Here is a 23,758-nt window from a genome sequence, read left to right on the forward strand (position 1 = left end):
CAGAGTTAAGCTTTGATTGAGAGCAAAATTTTGTCTAATTCTTCTTGTGAAGTAAACGGAATCTTGATTTCTCCTTTGCCTTTGTCATCTGCTTTTACGGTTACTTTTGAACCAAAATAAGCTTGAAGTCTAAATTGAAGGCTTCTTATTTCTTGTTTTACGCCACCTTTTTTATCAACCCCTTCTGCCATTAATTTGGCGTTTGACAATTCTCTTACAGCCTCTTCTACTTTACGAACAGACCATTCTTCGGCGATGGTTTTGTTAAAAATAGATAGTTGGTGCTCACGATTATCGATATTGATAATAGCACGAGCGTGTCCCATTGAAATTTTGTTATCGCGCAATGCCACCTGAATCACATCAGGAAGTTTCAATAAACGAATATAGTTATTGACAGTCGTACGGTTTTTACCAACTCTATCTCCAAGCTCTTCTTGCTTAAGACTACATTCGGTAATCAAACGCTGATAACTCAAGGCAATTTCAATCGCATTCAGGTTTTCACGCTGAATGTTTTCAATTAAAGCCATTTCCAACATTTGTTGGTCGTCAGCCGTGCGCACATAGGCAGGAATCATGCGTAAACCTGCACGCTTAGATGCTTGCAAACGGCGTTCTCCCGAAATAAGCTGATATTTATTTGGGGCAATTTGACGCACCGTAATAGGCTGAATAATCCCTTGTACACGGATTGAATCGGCCAATTCATTGAGAGCCTCCTCATCGAAATGAGTACGGGGTTGATACGGGTTGGTTTCGATAGCATCTACCGAAATTTCGTTCATCGAGCTAATTTGCTCCAAACGTTGAGGACGCTCGATGGGTGTAGGGTTACTAGGTCTGGTATTATTTACACCATTAACTGAATCTGAGTCCTGTAACAAAGCTCCTAAGCCTCTGCCAAGTCCAACACGTTTTTTTGCAGGTAATTCCATTTTACTCATGGTATAAAAGTTAATAAGTACAAATGTATATTGGCGCTAATTTCGGCAAGAATCTCTCACCATGTGAATATCCCAATAAACAGATAAGTTGTTTTTCTAAAAAAAGACATTGTTGCATCAGCGTTTTCTCCACCAATCTATTCCTGATTTACATAGCCATTTTTTGCAAGAATTTCTCTGGCAAGGTTCAAATAACTAATTGCACCCTTACTTTCTGAGTCGTGAGCAATAGCTGGTACACCAAAACTAGGGGATTCAGACAAACGAATATTGCGAGGAATAATCGTGTTGAAAACCATGCTTTGGAAGTGTGAAGTAACTTCTGCAACCACTTGATTGGATAGGCGAACACGCAAATCGTACATCGTTAGCAAAATACCTTCGATGGTCAAAGCGGTGTTGAGTCTAGATTGGATGATCTTAACGGTATTCAACAATTTACCTAAACCTTCGAGGGCAAAATATTCGCACTGCACTGGAATAATGACCGAATCAGCAGCTGTAAGAGCATTGATCGTAATCAAGCCTAGAGAAGGTGAACAGTCAACAATCACGAAATCGTACTCGTGCAATACCGTTTGAAGGCATTCTTTCATACGCTGTTCGCGGTCGCGAAGGTTAATCATTTCAATTTCGGCACCTACCAAGTCGATATGTGACGGAATCAAATGTAAGTAAGGCAAATCCGTCTCGATGATAATATCTTGTACCTGAACCCCATCTACCATGCACTCATAAATCGAGTTTTGGATTTCTTTTGGGTTGTAGCCCAAACCCGAAGTAGAGTTTGCTTGAGGATCGGCATCGACTATTAGCGTCCTAAATTCTAGTGCGGCAAGACTTGCTGCTAGGTTGATAGTGGTAGTTGTTTTACCAACTCCTCCTTTTTGGTTGGCAATCGCAATTACTTTCCCCATTTGATTTTTTGAGTTACTTGTTTCAGTTACTGATTATTAGTTATACAGCCGATGGTAATTTGATTTACAGAACTACGAATCCTGAATAACCAATAAGGAATAACTCAATCTACCTTCAAATATCTCTCTTTCGAAGGAGATTTACAAAGAGTGTTCCACAAATGTTTCACGAATATAAAAAATCTTTCCAAAACTTTCCTACTAAACTCTGATAATTGAAATCAAATTTGCGCTTTTGTAAAAAAAACTATCTACTCGCACCACCTCGCCTACAAAAGTCATATTAATTATTTGATTAGTACCTTTTTATAAACTCTTCTATTTCTGGTTTTTTCTAAGAATTTGACTTAAAATTTGACCTTCGAGTTATCAAAAAGTTGGTATTACGCTGATATAGGTTTAACTTAGAATGTTTTTTTCCATAAAAACAGCGATTTTAGACTATATTACAGATATTTCGCCAAAAGTTTTTCTCCTACCCTAATGAATGTTATTTTACTTACAAGTTACAAATAATAAGTCGATTAACGGGATGTAAACAGGGGGATTGACCCTAAGATTTAACATTGAGTTAAATTATAAAACAGGAAGGATATCAGTCTAAAACAAAAACATTATATTAACTTAACAAAAACAAACTATTTACAGCCTACAAAGTGGCAACCACGAATCCTAAAACTACTTTGATAGGCACAAAGCTTTAAAAATATATGACTTCAAATCATTCTAACGAAGCCCTAACAGAAGAAAAGAAAGGTACGTTTCCAAAAGCGATCCCTTACATCTTGGGTAACGAAGCTGCCGAGCGTTTTAGCTTTTATGGTATGCGCTCTATCCTATCCACTTTCTTAGTTGCACAGTTCTTCAACCCTAGCGGAAACCCTGTACTTCAAAAAGTTGCCGAAGCAAAATCCAACGAAATGGTTCACATGTTTGTGGCATTGGCGTATTTTATGCCAATGATTGGTGGCTTAGTAGCTGACTGGTTTTTCGGAAAATACAAGGTCATTTTTTATGTATCTGTTTTATATTGTTTTGGCCATTTAACCTTAGCGTTATTCGAAAACAACTTAGATATGTTCTCGCTAGGTTTACTAATTATTGCTTGTGGTGCAGGAGGTATTAAATCTTGCGTGTCGGCCAACGTGGGTGACCAATTCGACAAAAGCAATGAACATTTAATGACAAAAGCATATAGTTGGTTTTATTTCGCTATCAACGCTGGCTCTGTGGTATCTAACATTTTTATTCCTGTTATTTATGCTTCTATCGGTGCTGCTTGGGCATTTGGAGTTCCGGGTATTTTAATGGCGATTGCGACGGTAGTGTTTTTCTTAGGAAGAAACAAATATGTGCATGTTCCTCCATCTGGAATTAATCGTAACAATTTTGTATTTATTACCTATTATGCGCTTACCCACTTGGGAGACAAGAAAGAAGGTGAAAGTTGGTTAGACGTATCAAAAGCTGAATATGATCACGAAAAAGTAGAAGGCGTTAAAGCCGTTTACCGTGTTTTGGCAGTATTTGCCTTTATTCCTATCTTCTGGGCATTGTGGGACCAAAACTTAGCAGAATGGGTTTTACAAGCTAAGAAATTAGACTTAAATACAGGTTTAGGCTACACATTCCTACCTGAGCAAGTACAAGTATTGAACCCGTTATTCTTAGTTAGTTTTATTCCTGTATTCACTTACGTAGTGTATCCTTTCTTCGAAAAATTAGGTATCAAAACTACTCCACTACGTCGTTTAGGTGCTGGTTTCTTTTTAACAGCGGTTTCTTTTGTGATTATTTCCTTGATTCAAACAAGTATTGATGCAGGTGGTCAGCCGTCGGTATGGTGGCAGATTTTGGCATACTTGGTATTAGCTTGGGGCGAGATTTTAGTATCTATCACAGGTTTGGAATATGCTTATACCAACTCTCCAAAATCAATGAAGAGTACTATGACCGCGATTTGGTATTCTGCAGTATCAATCGGTAACTTAGGCGTTGCTTTAGTCAATGGTAATATTGCTAATGGTGGCTTCTTAGCTCAATTGGAAGGTGCTTCTTACTTCTGGTTCTTTACAGGATTGATGTTCGCTAGTACTGTGATTTTTATGTTGGTAGCAGGTAAACTTAAAGAAACCAAATACGTAGGATAGGTTCGATAATTTATTTGTGAATTAGTGATTGGGCGAATGAGTGATTATTTTTTATCTTCATTCCACTCGTAGAGACTTAATATTTTACGTCTAATCCCAAAATAATAGTAGCCAAAAGGGGATCGAAAAACAATTTTCGACCCCCTTTTTGTTTGATATGTCTTTTAGAACCTTTTTCCGAATAGGGTGCGACTTAAGTCGCACCCTATTCGGAATTTACCGTACCTTTCGAAATTCCGAAATCTACAATCAGCATTCCCAAATCTAATGTGTTTGAGTTGCCAAAAACTGCATTTTGTGCAATTGGGCATACCAACCGTCTTTTTCCAATAGACTTTCGTGCGTTCCCTCCTCTTTGATTTCGCCTTTGTCCAAAACTAAAATTTTATTGGCATTTTGGATTGTAGATAAACGATGTGCAATTACGATGGCAGTGCGACCTTTCATCAATTTTGCAATGGCGTTTTGAATCATCTCTTCCGTTTCAGTATCTACCGAAGAAGTTGCTTCGTCGAGCACAATTACTTTAGGATCGTGTACAAGCGCACGCACAAACGAAATCAATTGACGTTGTCCTACAGAAAGCGTCGCACCACGTTCCATTACATTGTAATCATAACCATCGGGTAGTCTTTCAATAAAATCATGGGCACCAACTAATTTGGCTGCTTCAATAATTTTTTCTCTAGTAATAGACTTATCTCCAAGCGTGATATTATTCTCAATTGTATTCGAAAACAAGAATACATCTTGCAATACTACCCCAATTTTACTTCTTAAACTTTGTAATTCGTATTCATGCAAATCACGACCGTCGATGAAAATTTTTCCTTTATTGATTTCATAAAAACGGCTTAAAAGATTTATAGTCGATGATTTTCCTGCACCTGTAGCACCAACTAGCGCAATAGTTTCACCCTGTTTAACCTCAAAAGAAATATCTTTCAGTACATATTCCTCGTCGTTATAGGCAAACCAGACATTTTCAAACTTGACATCACCTTTCAAATCATTGGCGCTGTACGAGCCGTTGTTGGCAACATATTCATCCGAATCCAATAATTTCAAAATACGCTCTGTTGACACTATACCCATTTGTAAGGTATTGAAACGGTCAGCCAAAAAACGAATAGGACGGAAAAACAAGTTCATAAACATGATAAATGCCGTAAGGGTCCCCAAGGTAATATCATGATTGAGAATTTGTTTTGAACCAAACCAAACTATCAGCCCTGTTCCAGCCGCTAAAATAACATCGGCTACAGGAAAATAAACCGAATATGCCCAAATTGAACGAATATTGGCATCACGATGCGTTTGGTTTATCGCCACAAACTTCTTGTATTCTAACTCTTCAGCACTAAAAGCCTGTACGATATTCATCCCCGTGATATGTTCCTGCACAAAAGAGTTGAGGTTGGATACCGCAATACGCACCTCATTGAATGACTTTTTGATATATTCTTTAAAAATATAGGTCGACACTACCATGAAAGGAACTGTCATCAAACAAATAAGCGTCAAACGCCAATCGGTATAAAACATCACTCCAGTAATCAATACCAATTGTAAGATATCGCCTGCAATGGATGCCAAACCTTCCGAAAATACATCGTTGAGCGTTTCAATATCCGAAACGGTACGGGTCACCAAGCGACCGATTGGGGTATCGTCAAAAAACTTGAGTCTTAAATGAAGGATTTTTTCGTACAATGCCACACGAATATCTCGAATCACCGTTTGTCCGAGCCAGCCAGCCATGTAGGAAGTTACAAACTGCAAAAAACCTTGCAATAGTAATACCCCAAGCATAGCCAGAAGCATCAAAGATAAGCCGTTGTAATCGCCACGTGCTATCTCATTGTCAATCGTATGGCGAATCAATAATGGATTGAGTGGTACTACACAGGCCATTACCATAATCAAAACCACCAACGACCAAAAACGTACTTTGTAAGGTTGTAAAAAACCGTAAATGCGTCTTAATATCTCAAAATCAAAAATTTGCCCGCTTTTTTCTTCTTTTCTCAATGTTCAGAAAAATTAAAATTATAGTCTATTCTCAGTTATAGAAAGCCCAAAGTCCTCTCAAACTTTTGCTATCTTTGACAAAGTTATTAATAAACCTTATCCTTTAAAAACAACAGCGACAAAGCGCAATTAGTTTAGATTGGAGAAAAAACTAAGAAACGAGGCACAAAGTGGCAAAGGCACAAAGTGTTTTTCTTTGGCTCACCCGTTTTAAACCATTCATTCACTTTGTGCCTTTGTGCCTGTTCCCTGTACACTCAAAAAAAATGAACCTACAACACATTACCGAACAGGTAGCTTTATTGACACGCAAAACAGCTTTGTTTGTGAAAGAAGCTGCTTCTGAATTTTCTAGAGATAGTATCGAATACAAAGGACTCAACGATTTGGTTTCATATGTTGATAAAGAAACCGAAATTCGTTTGGTAGAAGGGCTCAGACAAATTTTGCCTGAAGCTGGCTTTATTGCCGAAGAAGGTACTGCCGAACGTACTGAAGACCAAGAATATGCTTGGATTGTGGACCCTGTGGACGGAACCACGAATTATATGCACGGTTTGCCAGTTTTTGCTATCTCGATTGCGCTCATGCACCACGACAACATCGTGAGTGGTGTTGTGATGGAAATCAACCGTGAAGAATGTTTTACTGCGTGGCTGGGCGGTGGCGCCTATTTGGATGGAAAACCTATCAAAGTGTCATCAGCCAATCACCTGAAAGATAGCCTTTTGGCAACAGGATTTCCGTATTATGATTTCAAACAAACAGACCAATATTTGGCTATTTTGAAGGAATTGATGCAAAAATCACATGGTTTGCGCCGTATGGGTTCGGCAGCTGTGGACTTGGCTTACACAGCTTGTGGACGTTTTGAAGGCTTTTTTGAATACAATCTCAAACCATGGGATGTAGCAGCAGGAACACTCATTGTGCAAGAAGCAGGAGGAATCGTAAGTGATTTTAAAGGTGGCAACGATTTTATCTTTGGTCGTGAACTAATTGCCGCATGCGGTGCGTTTCATGAACTGAAGGAGGTCATTCAAAAACACTGGAAATAGCTAGGTGAATTGAAGATATGTGGATTTAAAGAATTGAAAATGGAGTAAACCAATAATTTTCAAAGTACCTTTTTTCTAACTCAAAACTTATCCATCTTAACCCGTCACACAATGGAAAATATCATTATAGCACTTATTTTTCTTGCTGCTATCGCCTATTTAGTGCGATTGGTTTGGAACAATTTTAATCCTAAAAATACAGCAGGATGTAGTAAAGGTTGTGGGTCTTGCGCAGCGCTCGATGCTGATAAAATCATAGCACAAATGGAAAATCACAAGACCATCTAACTACTCGTTGACATTGGCAAAGCCTCGAGCCTTGCCAATGTCTCCTTTAAATTATTTTATTAATTATCAAAATAATCATACGCCATTTACATATTAGCTTACTACACCAAAGTAACCAACTGTAAATCAACAACATACAAATCTTATCATCTATTTCCAATCAACTTCCTTCTCCGATATTTTAATTTTTAAAAATAAACTACCATCTTTGAGTAAAAAGGAGTTTGTTGCAAAACAAAAAATACTCGCATTTACATAATAAATAATCAAATGGCACAAGCAAAATCGGGCGATAAAGTTAGCGTCCATTACACAGGTAAATTAACAGATGGTACTATTTTCGATAGCTCAGAAGGTCGTGAACCTCTAGTATTTGAACTAGGTACTGGTATGGTGATTGCTGGTTTCGATAATGGTATTACTGGTATGACTATCGGAGACAAAAAAACTGTTCATATTCCAGTAGATGAGGCATACGGTCCAGTAAATCCTGAGTACATGGCAATGTTCCCTCGCAACGAAATTCCTGCTGACATTCCTTACGAAGTAGGTATGCAGTTGAATATGCATCAAGATGGTACTGGTCAAGTAATGCCAGTTGTGGTAACTGAAGTTACAGATACACACATCACATTGGATGCAAACCACCCATTAGCTGGAAAAGATTTGATTTTTGATATTGAATTGGTGGCGATCGGCTAATCACTTCATTCAAATAGACTATTAAAGAGTGATGAGTTTTGAGTGATGAATTGTGAATGTAAAACTTTGAAAACTAAGTTAGTGGGCAAAATAAGCTTATGTACTTACGCTTTATCTTACCTTCATAATTCATCACTACAGCTTAGATTAGTGGGCAAAATTAAAATAATTTTACCCGCTTTAAGCTCTAGGCATTAAGCTAAAATTCAAAAAGTATTTCTCACGAAATAAGCATACCTTGTACTTGCCTAATGCCTACGGCTTACTGCTTAAAGCCTATTAATGCAATTTTATTTTGCATTAATACTTTTTACATTTTAGCCAATTGCTTCAATGCCTCTACAAAAGCATCTAAATCTTTGGTGGTAATATATAAATGAGGCGTAACTCTTACACCAAAAACTCCTGCGTAACCGATAGCTACGGTAAAGATTTTGTATTCCTCCATTAACTTCTTGGCTAAGTCTGCAGGGTTCATTCCTTTAATACCCACATTGGCAATTCCACAAGCTCGGTGTGATTCTTCGGGGGTATTCACAATGATATTGGGAATATTACGAACTTTTTTCGTCCAATATTCTTGTAAATATCTTAATCTAGCCTCTTTTCTGGCTACGCCTATCATATTATGAAAATCGATGGCATCAACAATCGCCAAGTCTGTAGCCACAGGATGCGTACCTGTATGATTGAGTTTTCTAATATCTTCATCCTTGTAACCCATATCGCCAATCATTTGCCAAACGGGCTTTATTTTGTCTTTACGAACATACAAAATACCTGCTCCGAGTGGATTTCCCAACCATTTGTGCAGGCTACTTCCATAATAATCTACGCCACCTAAATCGTCAATTTTAAAATCCAAATGAGCAAAAGCATGAGCGCCGTCTACCATAACCTCTACCCCATGACGATGCGCCATTTCTGTGATTTTCTTGATAGGCAAAATTTGTCCTGTAATATTTATCAAATGACACACCATTAATAGTCGAGTCTTGGGCGTAATCGCTTTTTCATAAACTTCCACAATTTCTTCATCTGATTTGGGATGCAAGGGCACTGAAATTACCTTATTTGTCAAGCCATGCCGTTTGGCTTGGAGCTTAAACATATCCAACATGGCACCATAATCATGCTCGGCCATGAGTGCTTCATCGCCTGGTTTCCAATCAAAACCTGCAATAATGGTATCTAAAGATTCTGTAGTGTTTCTGGTGATAATCAATTCTTCGAACGAGCAGCCCAATAAATCAGCTAATTTTTTTCGAGAAATCATTTTATCATCAAACTGACGAGTTCGCATATAATATGAGGATACTTTATTGACAGCCTGAATATGTGCCAAATATTTTTGCATAACAGGTTTGGCTGTAATTGAGTAATAGCCATTTTCTAAATGAATAAAGTCTTTAGGCACCTCATAAGCTTCTCGAATTTTTGTCCAAAACTGTTCATCTTCTGCTAATTTTTCCGCAGGTAAATGTTCATGGAGTCGAATCAAATCAGATAAATTAGTCTGTGATAATACAGCAACACCTGTGAGGTTTTTGAGAAACTGGCGTTTGGAGAGGTAAGGTTTCATGCTTTTATAAAAAATTAATTTAGTTATGTTAGACGTTATTAGTGTATAAGTTAGCGGATTATGCGGTTAACTTATAACTTCCTTTACTTTCTTTCTAAAAAAGATAGGTTGAATAAACGAAATGAGTATAAGTCGTCAAGAGATTTACTATATAGAAAGTGATTTATAATTAGGGCTGTACGAAGGATTCCAAACTATTGCAGATTTGGGATTTCTGATTTCGGAAATAAATGGTTTTGATAATCCTTCTCTCACTACTAATTTATTATTGCTATTTCATTATCATATTCCCAATTTAATTAAAAACTATATGACCTTTAAAAGTATTATTACCTCTCAAATAGCCAGTTTTTGTCTTACCACAGCATTGCTATCCTCCTATTCAAGCATCAGTACTTCCCAAAGTATTCCACAGGCAGTAGGAGCAGTTCCTACCGAAAACCAGCTCAAATGGCAGGAAATGGAATATTATGCCTTCGTGCATTTTTCGACCAATACTTATACCAATCAAGAATGGGGATTTGGTGACGATGATCCAAAGATTTTTAATCCAACACAATTAGACTGCCGTCAGTGGGCTAGAGTATGTAAAGAAGCAGGTATGAAAGGCATTATCATCACGGCAAAACACCACTCTGGATTTTGTTTGTGGCCTTCTAAATACACAGAATATTCAGTTAAAAATTCTCCTTGGAAAAATGGGAAAGGTGATATTGTTGGCGACTTGGCAAAAGCTTGTAAAGAATACGGACTCAAATTAGGGATTTATCTTTCTCCTTGGGATAGAAACTTTGCAGACTATGGTAAGCCAGAATACATTACTTATTTCAGAAATCAATTACGAGAATTGATGACTCAATATGGAGATATTTTTGAGATTTGGTTTGATGGCGCTAACGGTGGTGATGGTTATTATGGTGGTACACGAGGAACACGAAAGATTGATAGAACAACCTATTATGACTGGTCTAATACCTACAAACTCATCCGTGAATTACAACCTAAAATTGTTATTTGGAACGATGGTGGCGACCGTGCTGACCTTCGTTGGGTAGGAACAGAAGAAGGATATGTTGGTGAGAAAAACTGGAGTTTGCTCAATGCCAAAGGTGATGTGCCCGAAGATATGCTACGTCATGGTGTAGAAAACGGTGAAGTTTGGGTGCCAGGAGAAGTCAACACGTCAACTCGACCAGGGTGGTTTTATCATGAATATGAAGATAGTCGTGTCAAAACATTACCCGACTTAATGAATACCTATCATCATTCTATCGGTAGAAATGGGACCTTGTTACTCAATTTTCCTATTGATAAAAGAGGTTTGATTCATGAAAACGATGAAAAAGCGGTAAAAGCATTGGCTAAGGCGGTAAAAGAAGCTTACTCGGTCAATTTGGCGCAAAACAAAAAAGCCACTGTAACAAATACCAGAGAAAACGCCTTGATGTTTAATGCCTCTAAAGCATTGGATGGTGACAAAAATACCTATTGGGCTACCGATGAAGGTATCACAAATGCCTCGATTACGATAGATTTGGGCAAACCAACCGTCTTTAATCGCTTTATGGCACAGGAATATATTCGCTTAGGGCAACGAGTGAAATCTTTTAAAATAGAGGCTTTGATTGATGGCAATTGGAAAGAATTAGCCCAACAAACCACTATTGGCTACAAACGAATTCTAGTTTTCCCAACCGTAAAAGCTAGTAAAGTTCGCTTTACGATTTTGGATGCCAAAGCTTGCCCATTGATTTCGAACATTGGAATTTATAATGCGCCTCAGATACTAACAGCACCGAGTATTAAGAGAAATCAAGCAGGAGAAGTGACCATCAAAGCCGATGATCCAGAATCACTTGTGTACTACACGCTTAATGGTAGTACGCCAACCACAAAGTCGGCAAAATATGCTGGAACTATTCAAACAAATGGCAAAGTGACAGTAAAAGCTATAGCAGTAGAAGCCAGTACTAAAAAGAGTTCGGAAATAGCTGAGGAAAAGTTTGACATTGTGAAAAAGGACTGGAAAATTATGGGTATCGCAGATGAAAAAGTGTATAAAGTAATCGATGGAAATGCTCATACAGCTTGGTATCAAGCCAAAACACAAACACTTCCTGCTGATTTGGTTATTGATTTAGGAAAAGACATTACGCTTACAGGATTTAAGTATTTACCTTGGCAAAGCACAGACGGCGTCATTGCAAAATACCAGTTTTCTGTTTCGTTAGATGGAATTAATTGGTCAATAGTAAACGAAGGAGAGTTTTCAAACATTAAGAATAATCCTCTTTTGCAAGTCAAAACCTTTGCTCCGAGTAAAGCCAAGTTTATCAAGTTTACGGCTTTAAAGAACACGAAAAACGATAATTGGGCAGGCTATGCTGAATTGGATGTGATAACGAAGTAGACATCTTTAATTGAGTGATTTAGTGGTTGAGTGAATGAGTGATTATTTTAAGATACATTAAATAATCACTCATTCACTCAATCACAAATCACTAACTCTACTATAAATCTCTCAACATTTTTTCAAGTGCATCTAAGTCTTTTATATATACTTCACGTGCTTTTGAGCCTTCAAATGGGCCTACAACGCCAGCTTTTTCAAGTTGATCGATGATGCGTCCAGCGCGGTTATAGCCTAATTTTAAACGACGTTGGATTAGTGATGTTGAGCCTTGTTGGTGAGTCACTATCAACCTTGCAGCCTCTTCAAAATATTCATCTTTATCTTTCGAGTCAAAATCACCTTTTTCATTTCCACCGCCAGAGTCACCTTCAAATTCTGGTAACAAATACGCTGAATCGTAGCCACTTTGTTCCCCAATAAATTCACATACATCTTCTACTTCTGGGGTATCTACAAAGGCACATTGTAAACGAATAATATCAGACCCTGTCGAAAGTAGCATATCCCCCATTCCGACTAATTGTTCGGCTCCACCTGTATCCAAAATAGTTCTTGAGTCAATTTTAGAGGTCACTTTAAACGACAAACGAGCTGGAAAGTTAGCCTTAATTGTACCTGTAATAACGTTTACAGATGGACGCTGCGTGGCAATAACTAAGTGAATCCCAATAGCACGAGCCAACTGCGCCAAACGAGCAATAGGTTGTTCTACTTCCTTACCTGCAGTCATCATCAAGTCAGCAAGCTCATCGACTACCAACACGATGTATGGCATAAAATAGTGCCCTTTATCTGGATTTAATCGACGATTGACAAACTTGGCGTTATATTCTTTCAAGTTACGGCAACCTGCATCTTTCAACAAATTGTAACGATTATCCATTTCGATACACAAGGAATTGAGGGTATTTACTACCTTCTTGGTATCGGTAATAATTGCTTCAGCGGCGTTGGGAAGCATAGCCAAGAAATGACGTTCGATTTTATTGAAAAGCGTCAATTCTACCTTTTTCGGGTCAACTAATACAAATTTTAGTTGTGATGGATGCTTTTTGTACAACAATGAAGTCAGAATCATGTTCAATCCTACCGACTTACCTTGACCAGTTGCCCCTGCCATCAACAAGTGAGGCATTTTGGCTAAATCGGTCATAAATATGTCATTACTAATGGTTTTACCTAATACAATTGGCAAATCAGCGGTTGATTTTTGGAATTTTTCAGAGCCAATCACCATCTTTACAGGCACCATTTCACGGTTTTTGTTTGGTACCTCAATACCAATGGTTCCTTTTCCTGGAATAGGCGCAATAATACGAATTCCTAAGGCTGCCAATGCTAAGGAAATATCATCTTCGAGGTTTTTGATTTTCGAAATCCGAACCCCTGCATCAGGAATAATCTCATAAAGCGTTACTGTTGGGCCAATTGTAGCCTTGATATCGGCAATACCAATACCATAATGTCCAAGTGTATCAACAATCTTATTCGAATTTGCCTTCAATTCTTCTTGAGAAACCTGAGCTTTACCCATGTCATAGTCCTTCAACAAAGAAACGGATGGGAACTGATAATTAGGTAAATCCAAAGTCGGGTCATATAAGCCAAATCGTTTGACTAGCTCATCGCTGGCTTCGTCTTTTGAGGTTTCTGTAACAGGAATATCCTCCTCGATTTCGTCGATTGTCTCAGGCAAGTCCCCTTCCAAAGTATTTTCTATCGTTAAAGAAACCTCTTTTCTAGCAGTACTTGCAGGGCTAATCGTTTGGGTTGCGGCATTGGCTTTTGCTTCTACAATTGGTGGCAAATACGGTCTTATGCTCTCTTCATCCGCATTATCTTCTCTTGTCAGCAAATCATCATCCTCAAACTCTGGCTCTGGTACTTTTAGGGTATTCTTTGCACCTTTAGCTGTATTTTCGAGGTCATCTCGTACTCTACGAATATTTTTAGCTTGGCTAATATCATCTGCATTTTGCTCTTCATCAGCTTCGACTGATGTTTCAGAGGGAGATAACAACTTTTCCATAAATTCCACCAAAACTTCAGTACCATAGAAAAACGAGATAAAGAGTATTAGTAGAAATAATATGACAAAAATCGTGAATGGTCCCATGAGACTATCCATATACTCGTTGAGATAGTATCCCATGCCCCCACACAAATCACTCCAGTTATCGGCAATATGAAAAGTATATACCCAAAAGCCTAAGAAGGTACTTCCCCACAAAATACCGAAAATAGACAGTTTGGTAAATCTTTCTAAATTAACAAGGCTTCTTTTTAGTCCGATTTGTACTCCTGTAAAAAATGTCATTGGCACCAGCCAAAAAGCCGAAACACCAAAGTAGCGAAGCACTAATAGGTCTGCCAATTTTGCACCAAATACGCCAAAAAAGTTTTTGGTTTTCTTACCTGTTTCTGCCAAACTTGACAATGAGTTATGTATCTCACTTTGATCTGCTTTGCCTGTAAAAAGGTGCGAGAAAAATGAGAAAAACATAAATACGGAAAACAATACCAAAACACCACCAATCAGTAAACGAGCACGTTCCACACCTGAGCCCCCAAAATCTAGTTTGAATGGGCTTGGCGAAGCTGAACGAGCTTTTTCCTTAGGTCGGTTTTGCTCTGGGTCTTTGGGAATATTTCTAGCCATAACATTTTAAATATTTCGAAGTATGTTCGCCCTTCGAAATGATGATTTGAGTTATTTCAACCTCTCAAATCGGATTAGAGTAAGGAAACTACCATGAGTGCAGAGTTAAGAGTGATGAGTTTTGAGTTGAATTTTTGGTAACAACTTGCCTCAAAATCAAATTAGTTCTACACAATTCTTTAAGGAAAAAACAGTATTATTATAGATTAGAAGAGAAGAAATCAGTCATACTTTACACTAATGCCTTATGCCTCCTTGCCTGAACCCTTTACTTACTTCTTCGCCAAATAACGATTAATTCTACTTACCAGTCCTGGACCTTCGTAAATGAAACCTGTATATACTTGAACCAAATCAGCACCAGCGTTTAGTTTCTCTTCAGCATCTTCTGGAGAATGAATACCTCCTACACCAATGATAGGAAATGCTTTTCCTGATTTTTGTGATAAATAACGAATCACTTCTGTTGAGCGTTTGGTTACGGGTTTTCCACTCAATCCTCCCATTTCTTTAACTAATTCTTCAGAAGATTGTAAGCCTTCTCTTGAAATAGTGGTATTAGTGGCAATAACTCCAGCGATTTTAGTTTCTTGTACAATTTCAATAATATCATCCAATTGCGATTCGGTCAAATCTGGTGCAATTTTCAACAAAATTGGCTTTTGTTTCGGACGACGTTCATTATCTTTTTGCAAAGTTTGTAACAAATCCTTCAAAGGTTCTTTTTCTTGCAAAGCTCTCAAGTTTGGCGTATTGGGCGAGCTTACATTTACCACAAAATAGTCAACCACATCGAACAGTTCGTTGAAGCAAATCATATAATCATTCACTGCTTCTTCGTTTGGTGTAACTTTATTTTTACCAATATTTCCACCAATCAAGACATTACTATTGCGCTTTTTCAAACGTGCTGCCGCTTCCTTTACACCATCGTTATTAAAACCCATTCGGTTGATTAAGGCTTCGTCTGCCTTCAAACGAAACAAACGAGGCTTGTCATTACCGGGCTGAGGTTTTGGGGTAAGTGTTCCTATTTCTACAAAGCCAAAACCCATCGCAGAAAGTTCATCTACTAATACCGCATTTTTATCCAAACCAGCCGCTAAGCCAACTGGATTTTTAAATTTTAACCCAAATACCGTTTTTTCCAAAGTAGGATTTTCATACTGATAAATAGCTTTGAAAATGGTTGAAAAAAAAGGGATTTTGAATAATGCCTTTATTAAATCGAAAGTAAAATAGTGAGCCTTCTCGGCATCAAAACGAAATAAGAGTGGCTGTAAAAAAAGTTTATACATTATATTGTCAGAATCTGCGCCCTGATCCTAAGGATTGGAGGACTTTTTAAGATTTATTACAATAACAAAATTACAAAAAGGGCAAACAAAAACCTCACAGCTTTTGGATTTAGCTATGAGGTTTTGAAATTGTTTTGGTCAAATAGAAAAGTTTTTCCTCATTCATGGGTTCAAACCAGAATTTTAGAGTAAAAATCCTCTATTTTACTTTTTTGAAGGTTTTTTGAAAATTGCTTCATCTATTGTTGGATTCAATTTGATAGAATCAACTTCCATTGTCATTTGACCTCCTCCCATCGGTGATGGAATTTCGGTAGTGAATGGAAAAATCAAACCGTCTACTGCTTTAAAATTTGAAAAAGACAATTCAATATCTGTACTTTTTGCATTAATCACTCTGCTGGCAGTAGTTTTAACAATATAATATGTCGATGGCGAAACGAATACATTGGTTACATCACCATTTTTTTCTGTCAATTTCAAACGATACGCCTCCACATTGTCAACTTTTTCTTTGCCAACCAATTCAAGCGTAGCTCCTTTTTCAACGTAATCGATTAGTGCGCCGCCAAAATTCATTTGACCTTTAGTTTGTTTTGCCACTGCATTCGGTAATTCTTGAGGTTCGCCAGTACCTCCCATCATAGACGGAAGAATGGTCCAGCCTTGATCTCCGTCTAATGCTGTTATTATTTTTTGCCCCATCACAGATGCCTCAGTACGAAGTCCCTTCCCTACCAAAATAATAGATTTAGACTCCACGTCCATCCCACCTATAGACATACGATTCTTGATTTCGATGCCTTTAATGGCTTTCCATTTTTCTGCTCCACCAATAGCTTCGATATGTTTTTTTGCTATTTCTTCGGCTGTTTGAGCCATTGATGACACTGTGGTTGCGACAACAACTAGTGCAGAGACTAAAAATTTTGAAACCTTCATTTTTTGCTTAGTTTTAGTTAATAAGGTATTAAGTATTAGTGCTGAATTATGAGTTGTGAATTGTGAATGTTTTTTTAATTATCAACATCTTACATTCATAATCAGATTGAACAATTAGGCTTTTGGCAGAAATGTAATCATGATTTTTTCAAAATACTATTTAAACCTATGGCTTACCTCAATCAAACCTTTGAGCTCCAATTCCTGCTTGAAAGCTACTTTATTTATTGCTACTTATCAAACGGAATTAGGACAAAACGTATTATTCGCTGACGGATGGTTGTACTTTCTTTTTGGGAAAAGATAAATACGCAATCACAAGTCCAAGAGCTGCCAACACCGATCCCGAAAAAAATGCTGCCCCAGGAAAATAAATTGGAGCATTGGGTGAAGAAAAATAGCTGAATAAATTAGAAGCAATAATAGGTCCCAAGATGGAGGTCATACTAAATATACTGGTAATTCCACCTTGTAACTCGCCTTGCTCATCGGCTCCAACCTGCTGTGTCATAACCGATTGTATTGCAGGCCCTGCAATACCCCCCATGGCAAAAGGCATCATCACAACGTACATCATCCAACCTTTCCAAGCTATAGAATATAAGAAAAAGCCAGCCGACCAAAAGGCTAATCCAACCAAGATAGATTTTTTCTCTCCAAGTTTGGGTATAATTTTTCGACTCAAAAACCCTTGTACAATAGCAACTGCCACGCCAGCAAAGCCTAGGGACAAGCCAATCTCTGTTTTAGTCCAATGAAATACGAGTTTGGTGTAATATGCCCATGTACTAGGATTGGTTTGTCCCGCCAATTGGATACAGAATAACGCGATAGACAAGCCAAACAATAGAGGATATTTGGTCATGTTCGACAAGGTTCCTATTGGATTCGAGCGACGCCAATCAAAGGGACGACGGTTTTCTTTGGGTAAAGATTCTGGTAAAATAAAATACCCATATAGCCAATTAATGGCCGTTAGTCCTGCCGAAGCAAAAAATGGCAATTTGATATGAATTTCGCCCAAAACACCCCCAATGACAGGCCCAATAATAAAACCGAGACCAAATGCAGCACCGACCATTCCAAAATTTTTGGCACGGTCTTCTGGTTTGGTGATATCGGCAATATATGCACTTGCAGTAGTGAAGCTCGCTCCTGTAACGCCTGCAATCAAACGACCCACAAATAACCAAGTAATATTAGGGGCAAAAGCCAATAATAGATAATCTACCGAGAAGCCCAATAATGATGCTAAAATAATCGGGCGACGACCATATTGGTCGCTCAAACCACCTATAACAGGCGATAACAAAAATTGCATTACAGCATAAGATGCCATTAGCATTGAACCATAAATAGCGGCATTGGAGGTTCCTCCTCCAACAAATTCCTCAATTAAGTCTGGTAAAATTGGAATGATAATACCAATACCAAGAACATCAATGAGCATGGTGATAAAAATAAAAATAATGGCAGGGTTGCGCTTGTCAGACATAACGACGAAGTGTTTAGCGATTGTTTAAGGCTTTTCAGAACATTAACTTTTTAATAAGACACGACCATACGTCGCTATGATAGCATGAATTACAGTATCATTTCGCATGATAGTTTTTCATGAGATCACAAGTATCTTATCTTAAAATCAAAAAGCTAATAATTACCGAAAATGTATTGTAAAGAATATTCGAAAGGGCATTCTCGCTGTCAGAAGTCAGCTAATGGGTGTACTAGATAGGGTTATCCAATGCCTACACCAAAACCTTAGAGGAAATAGTTAATTCATAATATGTTGGTTTTGAAAACCCTGCAAGATAGGTGTTTTTGTAGAAAAAGGCAAAAACATGAGGTATTTCTATATTGAGTGATTTAGTGGTTGAGCGAATGAGTGATTATTTTTAATCTACATTTTCTAGTAGAGACGCAATGCTTTGCGTCTAAAGATTTGTCAATTAGAATTTTAGCTTAAAAATGCGACCGAAATTATTTTTTCGATCTTATTTTTTGATAACCAGTTGGTTAATAACTCAAATGTCAAAATTTGGGATGACTCAACTGAAGACGCAAGCATTGCGTCTCTACCGCTAGAATACAGATTTTTAAAATAATCACTCATTCGCTCAACCTCTAAATCACTCAATTGGATATTTAATATCACTCAGATACGCTCAAAAATTCTATATTTTTTGTTTCAATTTATCATTCAAATAGGCTTTGCTGATAGTCGCTGATTCAAGAGGTGTGCGATTTGGTTCGGGTACCCCATCCAACTCAACCACAGCCCAACGGTTAAATTTAACTTTTTCTAAAGCCTTAAATACCGCTGGCAAATCCACGTTTCCTTGTCCTAACTCCACAAACTTATAGGCTTTAGGTTCTGGTTTATCTGCTAGAGGTGATTTCACATCTTTGATATGTAGTGCAAATAATCGGTCTTTATATTGCTCAACTGCCTTGGCAGGTACGCCTCCTCCTTGGTGATAATGCGCCACATCCAAAAGCATTTTCACAAATTTTGGATTCGTTTCTTGCATCAAAATATCTACTTCTTCTGGTGTTTCGCCCCATTGGTGCATGTGATTGTGATAGGTAGTTTGAACACCCAAGTCAGCTGTTTGTTCTCCAATTTGGTTCATCACTTTTGCCAAAGCTTTCAACTCATCTTTGGTTGGTGCTTGGTTATTTTTTCGCAGACTATTAGTCAATTGAAGCGCATCACCACCTAATGCTTTTACAAAACTCGCATGTGCCACGTGGTAATCCACATTGCTTGAAATACGAGCTGGATCAACCTCTACATTACCACTCGAAAACATGGCTAATGATAGATGATGCTGACTCAATAAGTCTTTTAACTCCTGAACTTTCGTTTTATAATTATCATAAGCATTGGCACGAAGCTGAATTCCTTTGAATCCCAAAGAAGCAATATCCTGCATGGCATTAAGGTCTTTCCCTCCCCAAGTAATAGCAGAATAGGCAATTTTGATAGATGATGGTTTTGCAGCAAAAAGCGATTGTGAGAGCATAGAAGCAGCCCCAATCATAGTTAAGTCAGCTAAAAACTGACGACGGTTTGAAGTAGACATAAAGGTAGTAAGTTTGTTTCTCGAAAAAGTAAACTAGATGGCTTTTATACTGATTTTCAGGGAAAAGCTTTTTTCTGAGTTTATAATTTAAAGTATTACATAGCACCATCAAATAATAGTGCTGAATTGTGAGTGGTGAATTGTGAATGTAATTTTTTTATTATTGCTGATTGGGGATTGCTGATTTCGGAAATAATGTAAAATAGTAAGTTAGAAATCCGAAATCAAACATTCCCAAATCTGCCATCATATCACTGTCGGATAAACTCTACACGGCGATTTTTCTTTTTATTTTCTTCTGTCGAATTTGGTACAACGGGGTCTAGAGGCCCACGTCCGACCGCCTTCAGTCTATCCGCTTGAATACCTTTTGTCACTAAATAGCCTATGACTGACTGGCAACGGTCTTGTGATAATTTTAGATTTAAGTTAAAATCTCCCACATTGTCGGTATGACCCCGTATTTCGAGTTTGAGACTTGGATTATCTCTCAAAAGATTGACCAATGAATCTAATTCTTGAAATGATTCTTTTCGTAAAACAGGACTACTTTGGTCGAAATATAAATTACGCAAAGTAATAGCTCGACCCTTTTCGATAACCCCAAACTCCTTTGATTGAATAACGAGATTAGGTTCTGCTTTGGCTATTACTTTTTTCTTTTTTAGAATAAAATCTATGGAAAATTGTTTATTCTTTATAAAATTCAAAGGAGCGAAACGAGCAATAACAGGCTCGTAGCCATTGGCAACTACATGAATACTGTATTCTTTGAAAGGAAGTAACTCGACCATTGGAAATAATCCTTGAAAAGCTAGGGGTAGCATGGTATTCGTCTCTAAATTGAATACTTTGTACGAAGCCTGAATATGTTCTGTCAGCTCTTGATCTTCCCAGGATTTCAGGAGAAATGTGTAGCTTTTTCGTTCGAGGGGAATAATCAATTTTGAAAGATTCAAAAGGGTATCCGTCACGACAAAATGCTTAGCATAGGTTTGATATTCTTTAGCAGCTATTTCAACATCTATTTCATCACCATCTACCAAAAGTACTTTGTAGGGCTTGGTTTCAGTCAATTTTAAGTTTGTTGAAACCACCTCAAATACAGGAATCAAATCTTTGGTAAGCTGGTCTTGTGCCACTACGGGAATGACTACACTCGCTTTTTTGACTGGTGTCAACATATAATTTAGTACTCTGTCGAGACTTGAGGAGTCTAATTTGATAGTTTGTGGTTCATAGCCTTTTGCCGAAATTTCGAGTTCATATTTGAGAGGTGAATCAAACAAATTCAAATATACTATGCCTTCTGTACTGATAGCTAGGTACTTTTGTAACTCTTCAGTATCGATATTTTTGACAATATAATTTACTTTTTTGACATTCTTCTTCGACTCTGCGTCAATGGCATTGACACGAATAACGCCCACTGCTTTTTCCATTAATGCTTCAAATTCATAATGTTTTCCGAATGGAGCCAGTAAAATTTGGAAGGTTCGTTGTTGATTCTGATAGCCTTCTGATTGGGCGATGATTGTCAGTTTTGTTTCTTTTGTAAAAGTGACAACATGCGTAGAAGCAGTTTCGATAAGTGTCTTTTGACCATTCTCATACTGTACGATGAATTGACCAAAAATATATTTTCGGGAATGTTTATCTCTCAAACGAAGTGTTAGTGAAGACGGCGTATAAGCCTGCTCTGTTTCCTTTTTGACAGAATCAGCAGCGAAATTTTTCCCCCATATCGGATCTTCACAGGTGACCAATAAAAAAATAAAGCAAGCACAATGTAAAATACCTTTCATATAAAGCACAAAGTAAAAAATCAGTAATTCACTCAACAAATAGGTAAGTGGTTGTGCAACAGAGTATATAATTTGAGGTATTGGGTTCATGTAAAACTTATCGATTCAAACGAATCGAAAGCTACTTAAGATTTAGTAGTGTCCAAATCCTAAGAATTCTTTTTTCGGAGGTTAAAGAACAATAATAAGTTTGATTTTTTAATAGATAGGATAAGGGAGAATTTGTCCAAATTTAGTAGACTTCTTGAATAAATTCAAAATATTTGGATACTTATGCATGAAAGTACAAAGCCCCAACTACCGAAGTAATTGAGGCTTTGATATATAGGTCGTTTTAGGACAGAATCCTAGTAACGGTACAAGTCAGATTTGAATGGACCTTCTACTGTTACGCCGATATAAGCAGCTTGCTCTTCGTCTAATACTTCCAATTTAGCACCGATGTGAGCTAAGTGCAATTTCGCTACTTTCTCATCTAGGTGTTTTGGAAGGATATATACGTTTTTCTCATATTTGTCTGTGTTCAACCACAACTCTAATTGAGCCAAAGTTTGGTTACAGAATGAGTTAGACATTACAAAAGAAGGATGACCCATTGCACAACCTAAGTTCACTAAGCGACCTTCAGCCAATACAATGATTTCTTTTCCTTCTACAGTGTACAAATCAACTTGTGGTTTGATTTGTTGTTTAGTAGCGCCGTAAGTTCCGTTCAACCAAGCCATATCGATTTCGTTATCGAAGTGACCGATGTTACAAACTACCGCTTTGTCTTTCATTGCTAAGAAATGACGACCTTTGATAATGTTTACGTTACCTGTAGCTGTTACAAAAATGTTTGCACGAGTAGCAGCTTCGTCCATTGTAACTACTTCAAAACCGTCCATTGCCGCTTGAAGCGCACAGATTGGGTCGATTTCAGTTACTAACACACGGCAACCAGCACCACGCAATGATTCAGCAGAACCTTTACCTACGTCACCATAACCAGCAACTACAGCTACTTTACCCGCCAACATCAAGTCAGTCGCACGACGGATTGAGTCAACTAATGATTCTTTACAACCGTATTTGTTATCAAATTTAGATTTTGTAACTGAGTCGTTAACGTTGATAGCTGGTAAATACAATGTACCATTTTTCAAACGCTCATACAAACGGTGAACACCTGTTGTAGTTTCTTCAGACAAACCTTTGATACCACCAATCAATTCTGGGTAGTTATCAAATACCATGTTAGTCAAGTCACCACCGTCATCCAAAATCATGTTCAAAGGTTGACGATCTTCGCCAAAGAACAAAGTTTGTTCGATACACCAGTTGAACTCTTCTTCGTTCATACCTTTCCAAGCATAAACTGGGATACCCGCAGCAGCAATAGCAGCAGCAGCGTGATCTTGTGTAGAGAAGATGTTACAAGAAGACCAAGTTACATCAGCACCCAAAGCTACCAATGTCTCAATCAATACAGCAGTTTGGATAGTCATGTGCAAACATCCTGCGATGCGAGCACCAGCCAATGGCTTAGACTCACCATATTCAGCACGAAGCGCCATCAAACCTGGCATTTCAGCTTCAGCCAAACGAATTTCTTTGCGACCCCAATCAGCAAGGGCGATGTCTTTTACTTTGTACGGAGTGTACGGTTGTGTTGTAGTTGACATTTATTTTTTACTTTTATTATTTCTAATACTTGAAAAATTAAGCATTTAAAAAACTCTATCTCAGCCACTTAAATAGCTATATTGTTTTTTGATTATTTACTCAATTCTTTATAAAGTACAAAATTAGTAGGTTTTAAGAAGATTTAAAAAGCAAACCAATAAATCATTTGGTATTGAATCAAAAAATAGAAATTATAAAACATAAATACTTATATT

The 23,758-nt window shown here is 37.6% G+C and carries 16 protein-coding genes; 5 read left to right on the forward strand and 11 right to left on the reverse strand.

What is annotated here, in order from left to right:
• Positions 1-5 precede the first annotated feature (5 nt).
• Both QM524_RS12040 and QM524_RS12045 read right to left on the reverse strand, forming a co-directional pair.
• On the reverse strand, positions 6-947 hold the full coding sequence (locus QM524_RS12040) for a ParB/RepB/Spo0J family partition protein (protein ID WP_166549167.1): 942 nt from the start codon (positions 945-947) through the stop codon (positions 6-8).
• A gap of 137 nt (positions 948-1,084) precedes the next feature.
• Positions 1,085-1,864: a ParA family protein gene (locus QM524_RS12045; protein ID WP_095162408.1), complete on the reverse strand. Its 780-nt coding sequence runs from the start codon at positions 1,862-1,864 to the stop codon at positions 1,085-1,087.
• 710 nt (positions 1,865-2,574) lie between these two features.
• Here QM524_RS12045 and QM524_RS12050 point away from each other — a divergent pair.
• Positions 2,575-4,014 (forward strand): POT family MFS transporter, encoded by a 1,440-nt coding sequence (locus QM524_RS12050; protein ID WP_283344785.1) that lies wholly within the window; start codon positions 2,575-2,577, stop codon positions 4,012-4,014.
• 264 nt (positions 4,015-4,278) lie between these two features.
• On the opposite strand, the gene QM524_RS12055 is transcribed toward QM524_RS12050, so the two are convergent.
• Positions 4,279-6,045, reverse strand: a complete 1,767-nt coding sequence (locus QM524_RS12055) for an ABC transporter ATP-binding protein (RefSeq protein WP_095162404.1) — start codon at positions 6,043-6,045, stop codon at positions 4,279-4,281.
• Positions 6,046-6,311: 266 nt separating this feature from the next.
• Here QM524_RS12055 and QM524_RS12060 point away from each other — a divergent pair, with 266 nt between their 5' ends.
• The 3 genes from QM524_RS12060 to QM524_RS12070 all read left to right on the forward strand — a co-directional run bounded on the left by QM524_RS12060 (position 6,312) and on the right by QM524_RS12070 (position 8,093).
• Positions 6,312-7,103, forward strand: coding sequence for an inositol monophosphatase family protein (locus QM524_RS12060; RefSeq protein WP_283344786.1), 792 nt, complete (start codon positions 6,312-6,314; stop codon positions 7,101-7,103).
• A 111-nt stretch (positions 7,104-7,214) separates the two neighbouring features.
• A complete protein-coding gene (locus QM524_RS12065) occupies positions 7,215-7,391 on the forward strand; it encodes a FeoB-associated Cys-rich membrane protein (RefSeq protein WP_283344787.1) in 177 nt (58 codons plus the stop codon).
• A 270-nt stretch (positions 7,392-7,661) separates the two neighbouring features.
• Positions 7,662-8,093 (forward strand): FKBP-type peptidyl-prolyl cis-trans isomerase, encoded by a 432-nt coding sequence (locus QM524_RS12070; RefSeq protein ID WP_095162398.1) that lies wholly within the window; start codon positions 7,662-7,664, stop codon positions 8,091-8,093.
• 310 nt (positions 8,094-8,403) lie between these two features.
• On the opposite strand, the gene QM524_RS12075 is transcribed toward QM524_RS12070, so the two are convergent.
• Positions 8,404-9,675, reverse strand: a complete 1,272-nt coding sequence (locus QM524_RS12075) for an aminotransferase class V-fold PLP-dependent enzyme (protein ID WP_283344788.1) — start codon at positions 9,673-9,675, stop codon at positions 8,404-8,406.
• Positions 9,676-9,985: 310 nt separating this feature from the next.
• On the opposite strand from QM524_RS12075, the gene QM524_RS12080 reads away from it, so the two are divergent.
• Entirely contained in the window at positions 9,986-12,085 is a 2,100-nt protein-coding gene (locus QM524_RS12080; RefSeq protein ID WP_283344789.1) for an alpha-L-fucosidase, read from the forward strand.
• A gap of 100 nt (positions 12,086-12,185) precedes the next feature.
• Here QM524_RS12080 and QM524_RS12085 read toward each other — a convergent pair whose 3' ends face one another.
• The 7 genes from QM524_RS12085 to ahcY form a co-directional block, all read right to left on the reverse strand.
• Positions 12,186-14,747, reverse strand: coding sequence for an FtsK/SpoIIIE family DNA translocase (locus QM524_RS12085; protein ID WP_166579385.1), 2,562 nt, complete (start codon positions 14,745-14,747; stop codon positions 12,186-12,188).
• 272 nt (positions 14,748-15,019) lie between these two features.
• A complete protein-coding gene (locus QM524_RS12090; protein ID WP_283344790.1) occupies positions 15,020-16,045 on the reverse strand; it encodes a quinone-dependent dihydroorotate dehydrogenase in 1,026 nt (341 codons plus the stop codon).
• A gap of 204 nt (positions 16,046-16,249) precedes the next feature.
• The gene (locus QM524_RS12095) at positions 16,250-16,987 is read right to left on the reverse strand and encodes a LolA-like protein (RefSeq protein ID WP_283344791.1); all 738 of its coding nucleotides are present in this window, start codon (positions 16,985-16,987) and stop codon (positions 16,250-16,252) included.
• Positions 16,988-17,249: 262 nt separating this feature from the next.
• On the reverse strand, positions 17,250-18,482 hold the full coding sequence (locus QM524_RS12100) for a TCR/Tet family MFS transporter (protein WP_283344792.1): 1,233 nt from the start codon (positions 18,480-18,482) through the stop codon (positions 17,250-17,252).
• Positions 18,483-19,161: 679 nt separating this feature from the next.
• The gene (locus QM524_RS12105) at positions 19,162-20,073 is read right to left on the reverse strand and encodes a sugar phosphate isomerase/epimerase family protein (RefSeq protein WP_283344793.1); all 912 of its coding nucleotides are present in this window, start codon (positions 20,071-20,073) and stop codon (positions 19,162-19,164) included.
• A 251-nt stretch (positions 20,074-20,324) separates the two neighbouring features.
• Positions 20,325-21,968: an OmpA family protein gene (locus QM524_RS12110; RefSeq protein WP_283344794.1), complete on the reverse strand. Its 1,644-nt coding sequence runs from the start codon at positions 21,966-21,968 to the stop codon at positions 20,325-20,327.
• Positions 21,969-22,225: 257 nt separating this feature from the next.
• The gene (gene ahcY / locus QM524_RS12115; RefSeq protein ID WP_095162385.1) at positions 22,226-23,542 is read right to left on the reverse strand and encodes an adenosylhomocysteinase; all 1,317 of its coding nucleotides are present in this window, start codon (positions 23,540-23,542) and stop codon (positions 22,226-22,228) included.
• Positions 23,543-23,758: the final 216 nt, after the last annotated feature.

This window comes from Flectobacillus roseus (assembly GCF_030056595.1).
GTDB classification, from domain to species: domain Bacteria; phylum Bacteroidota; class Bacteroidia; order Cytophagales; family Spirosomataceae; genus Flectobacillus; species Flectobacillus roseus.

Bases quoted from the DNA above. Each gene is read 5' to 3' on its own strand.
- QM524_RS12040 (WP_166549167.1), bottom strand. From the start codon at position 947: ATGAGTAAAATGGAATTACCTGCAAAAAAACGTGTTGGACTTGGCAGA.
- QM524_RS12045 (WP_095162408.1), bottom strand. From the start codon at position 1,864: ATGGGGAAAGTAATTGCGATTGCCAACCAAAAAGGAGGAGTTGGTAAA.
- QM524_RS12050 (WP_283344785.1), top strand. From the start codon at position 2,575: ATGACTTCAAATCATTCTAACGAAGCCCTAACAGAAGAAAAGAAAGGT.
- QM524_RS12060 (WP_283344786.1), top strand. From the start codon at position 6,312: ATGAACCTACAACACATTACCGAACAGGTAGCTTTATTGACACGCAAA.
- QM524_RS12065 (WP_283344787.1), top strand. From the start codon at position 7,215: ATGGAAAATATCATTATAGCACTTATTTTTCTTGCTGCTATCGCCTAT.
- QM524_RS12070 (WP_095162398.1), top strand. From the start codon at position 7,662: ATGGCACAAGCAAAATCGGGCGATAAAGTTAGCGTCCATTACACAGGT.
- QM524_RS12075 (WP_283344788.1), bottom strand. From the start codon at position 9,675: ATGAAACCTTACCTCTCCAAACGCCAGTTTCTCAAAAACCTCACAGGT.
- QM524_RS12080 (WP_283344789.1), top strand. From the start codon at position 9,986: ATGACCTTTAAAAGTATTATTACCTCTCAAATAGCCAGTTTTTGTCTT.
- QM524_RS12085 (WP_166579385.1), bottom strand. From the start codon at position 14,747: ATGGCTAGAAATATTCCCAAAGACCCAGAGCAAAACCGACCTAAGGAA.
- QM524_RS12090 (WP_283344790.1), bottom strand. From the start codon at position 16,045: ATGTATAAACTTTTTTTACAGCCACTCTTATTTCGTTTTGATGCCGAG.
- QM524_RS12095 (WP_283344791.1), bottom strand. From the start codon at position 16,987: ATGAAGGTTTCAAAATTTTTAGTCTCTGCACTAGTTGTTGTCGCAACC.
- QM524_RS12100 (WP_283344792.1), bottom strand. From the start codon at position 18,482: ATGTCTGACAAGCGCAACCCTGCCATTATTTTTATTTTTATCACCATG.
- QM524_RS12105 (WP_283344793.1), bottom strand. From the start codon at position 20,073: ATGTCTACTTCAAACCGTCGTCAGTTTTTAGCTGACTTAACTATGATT.
- QM524_RS12110 (WP_283344794.1), bottom strand. From the start codon at position 21,968: ATGAACCCAATACCTCAAATTATATACTCTGTTGCACAACCACTTACC.
- ahcY (WP_095162385.1), bottom strand. From the start codon at position 23,542: ATGTCAACTACAACACAACCGTACACTCCGTACAAAGTAAAAGACATC.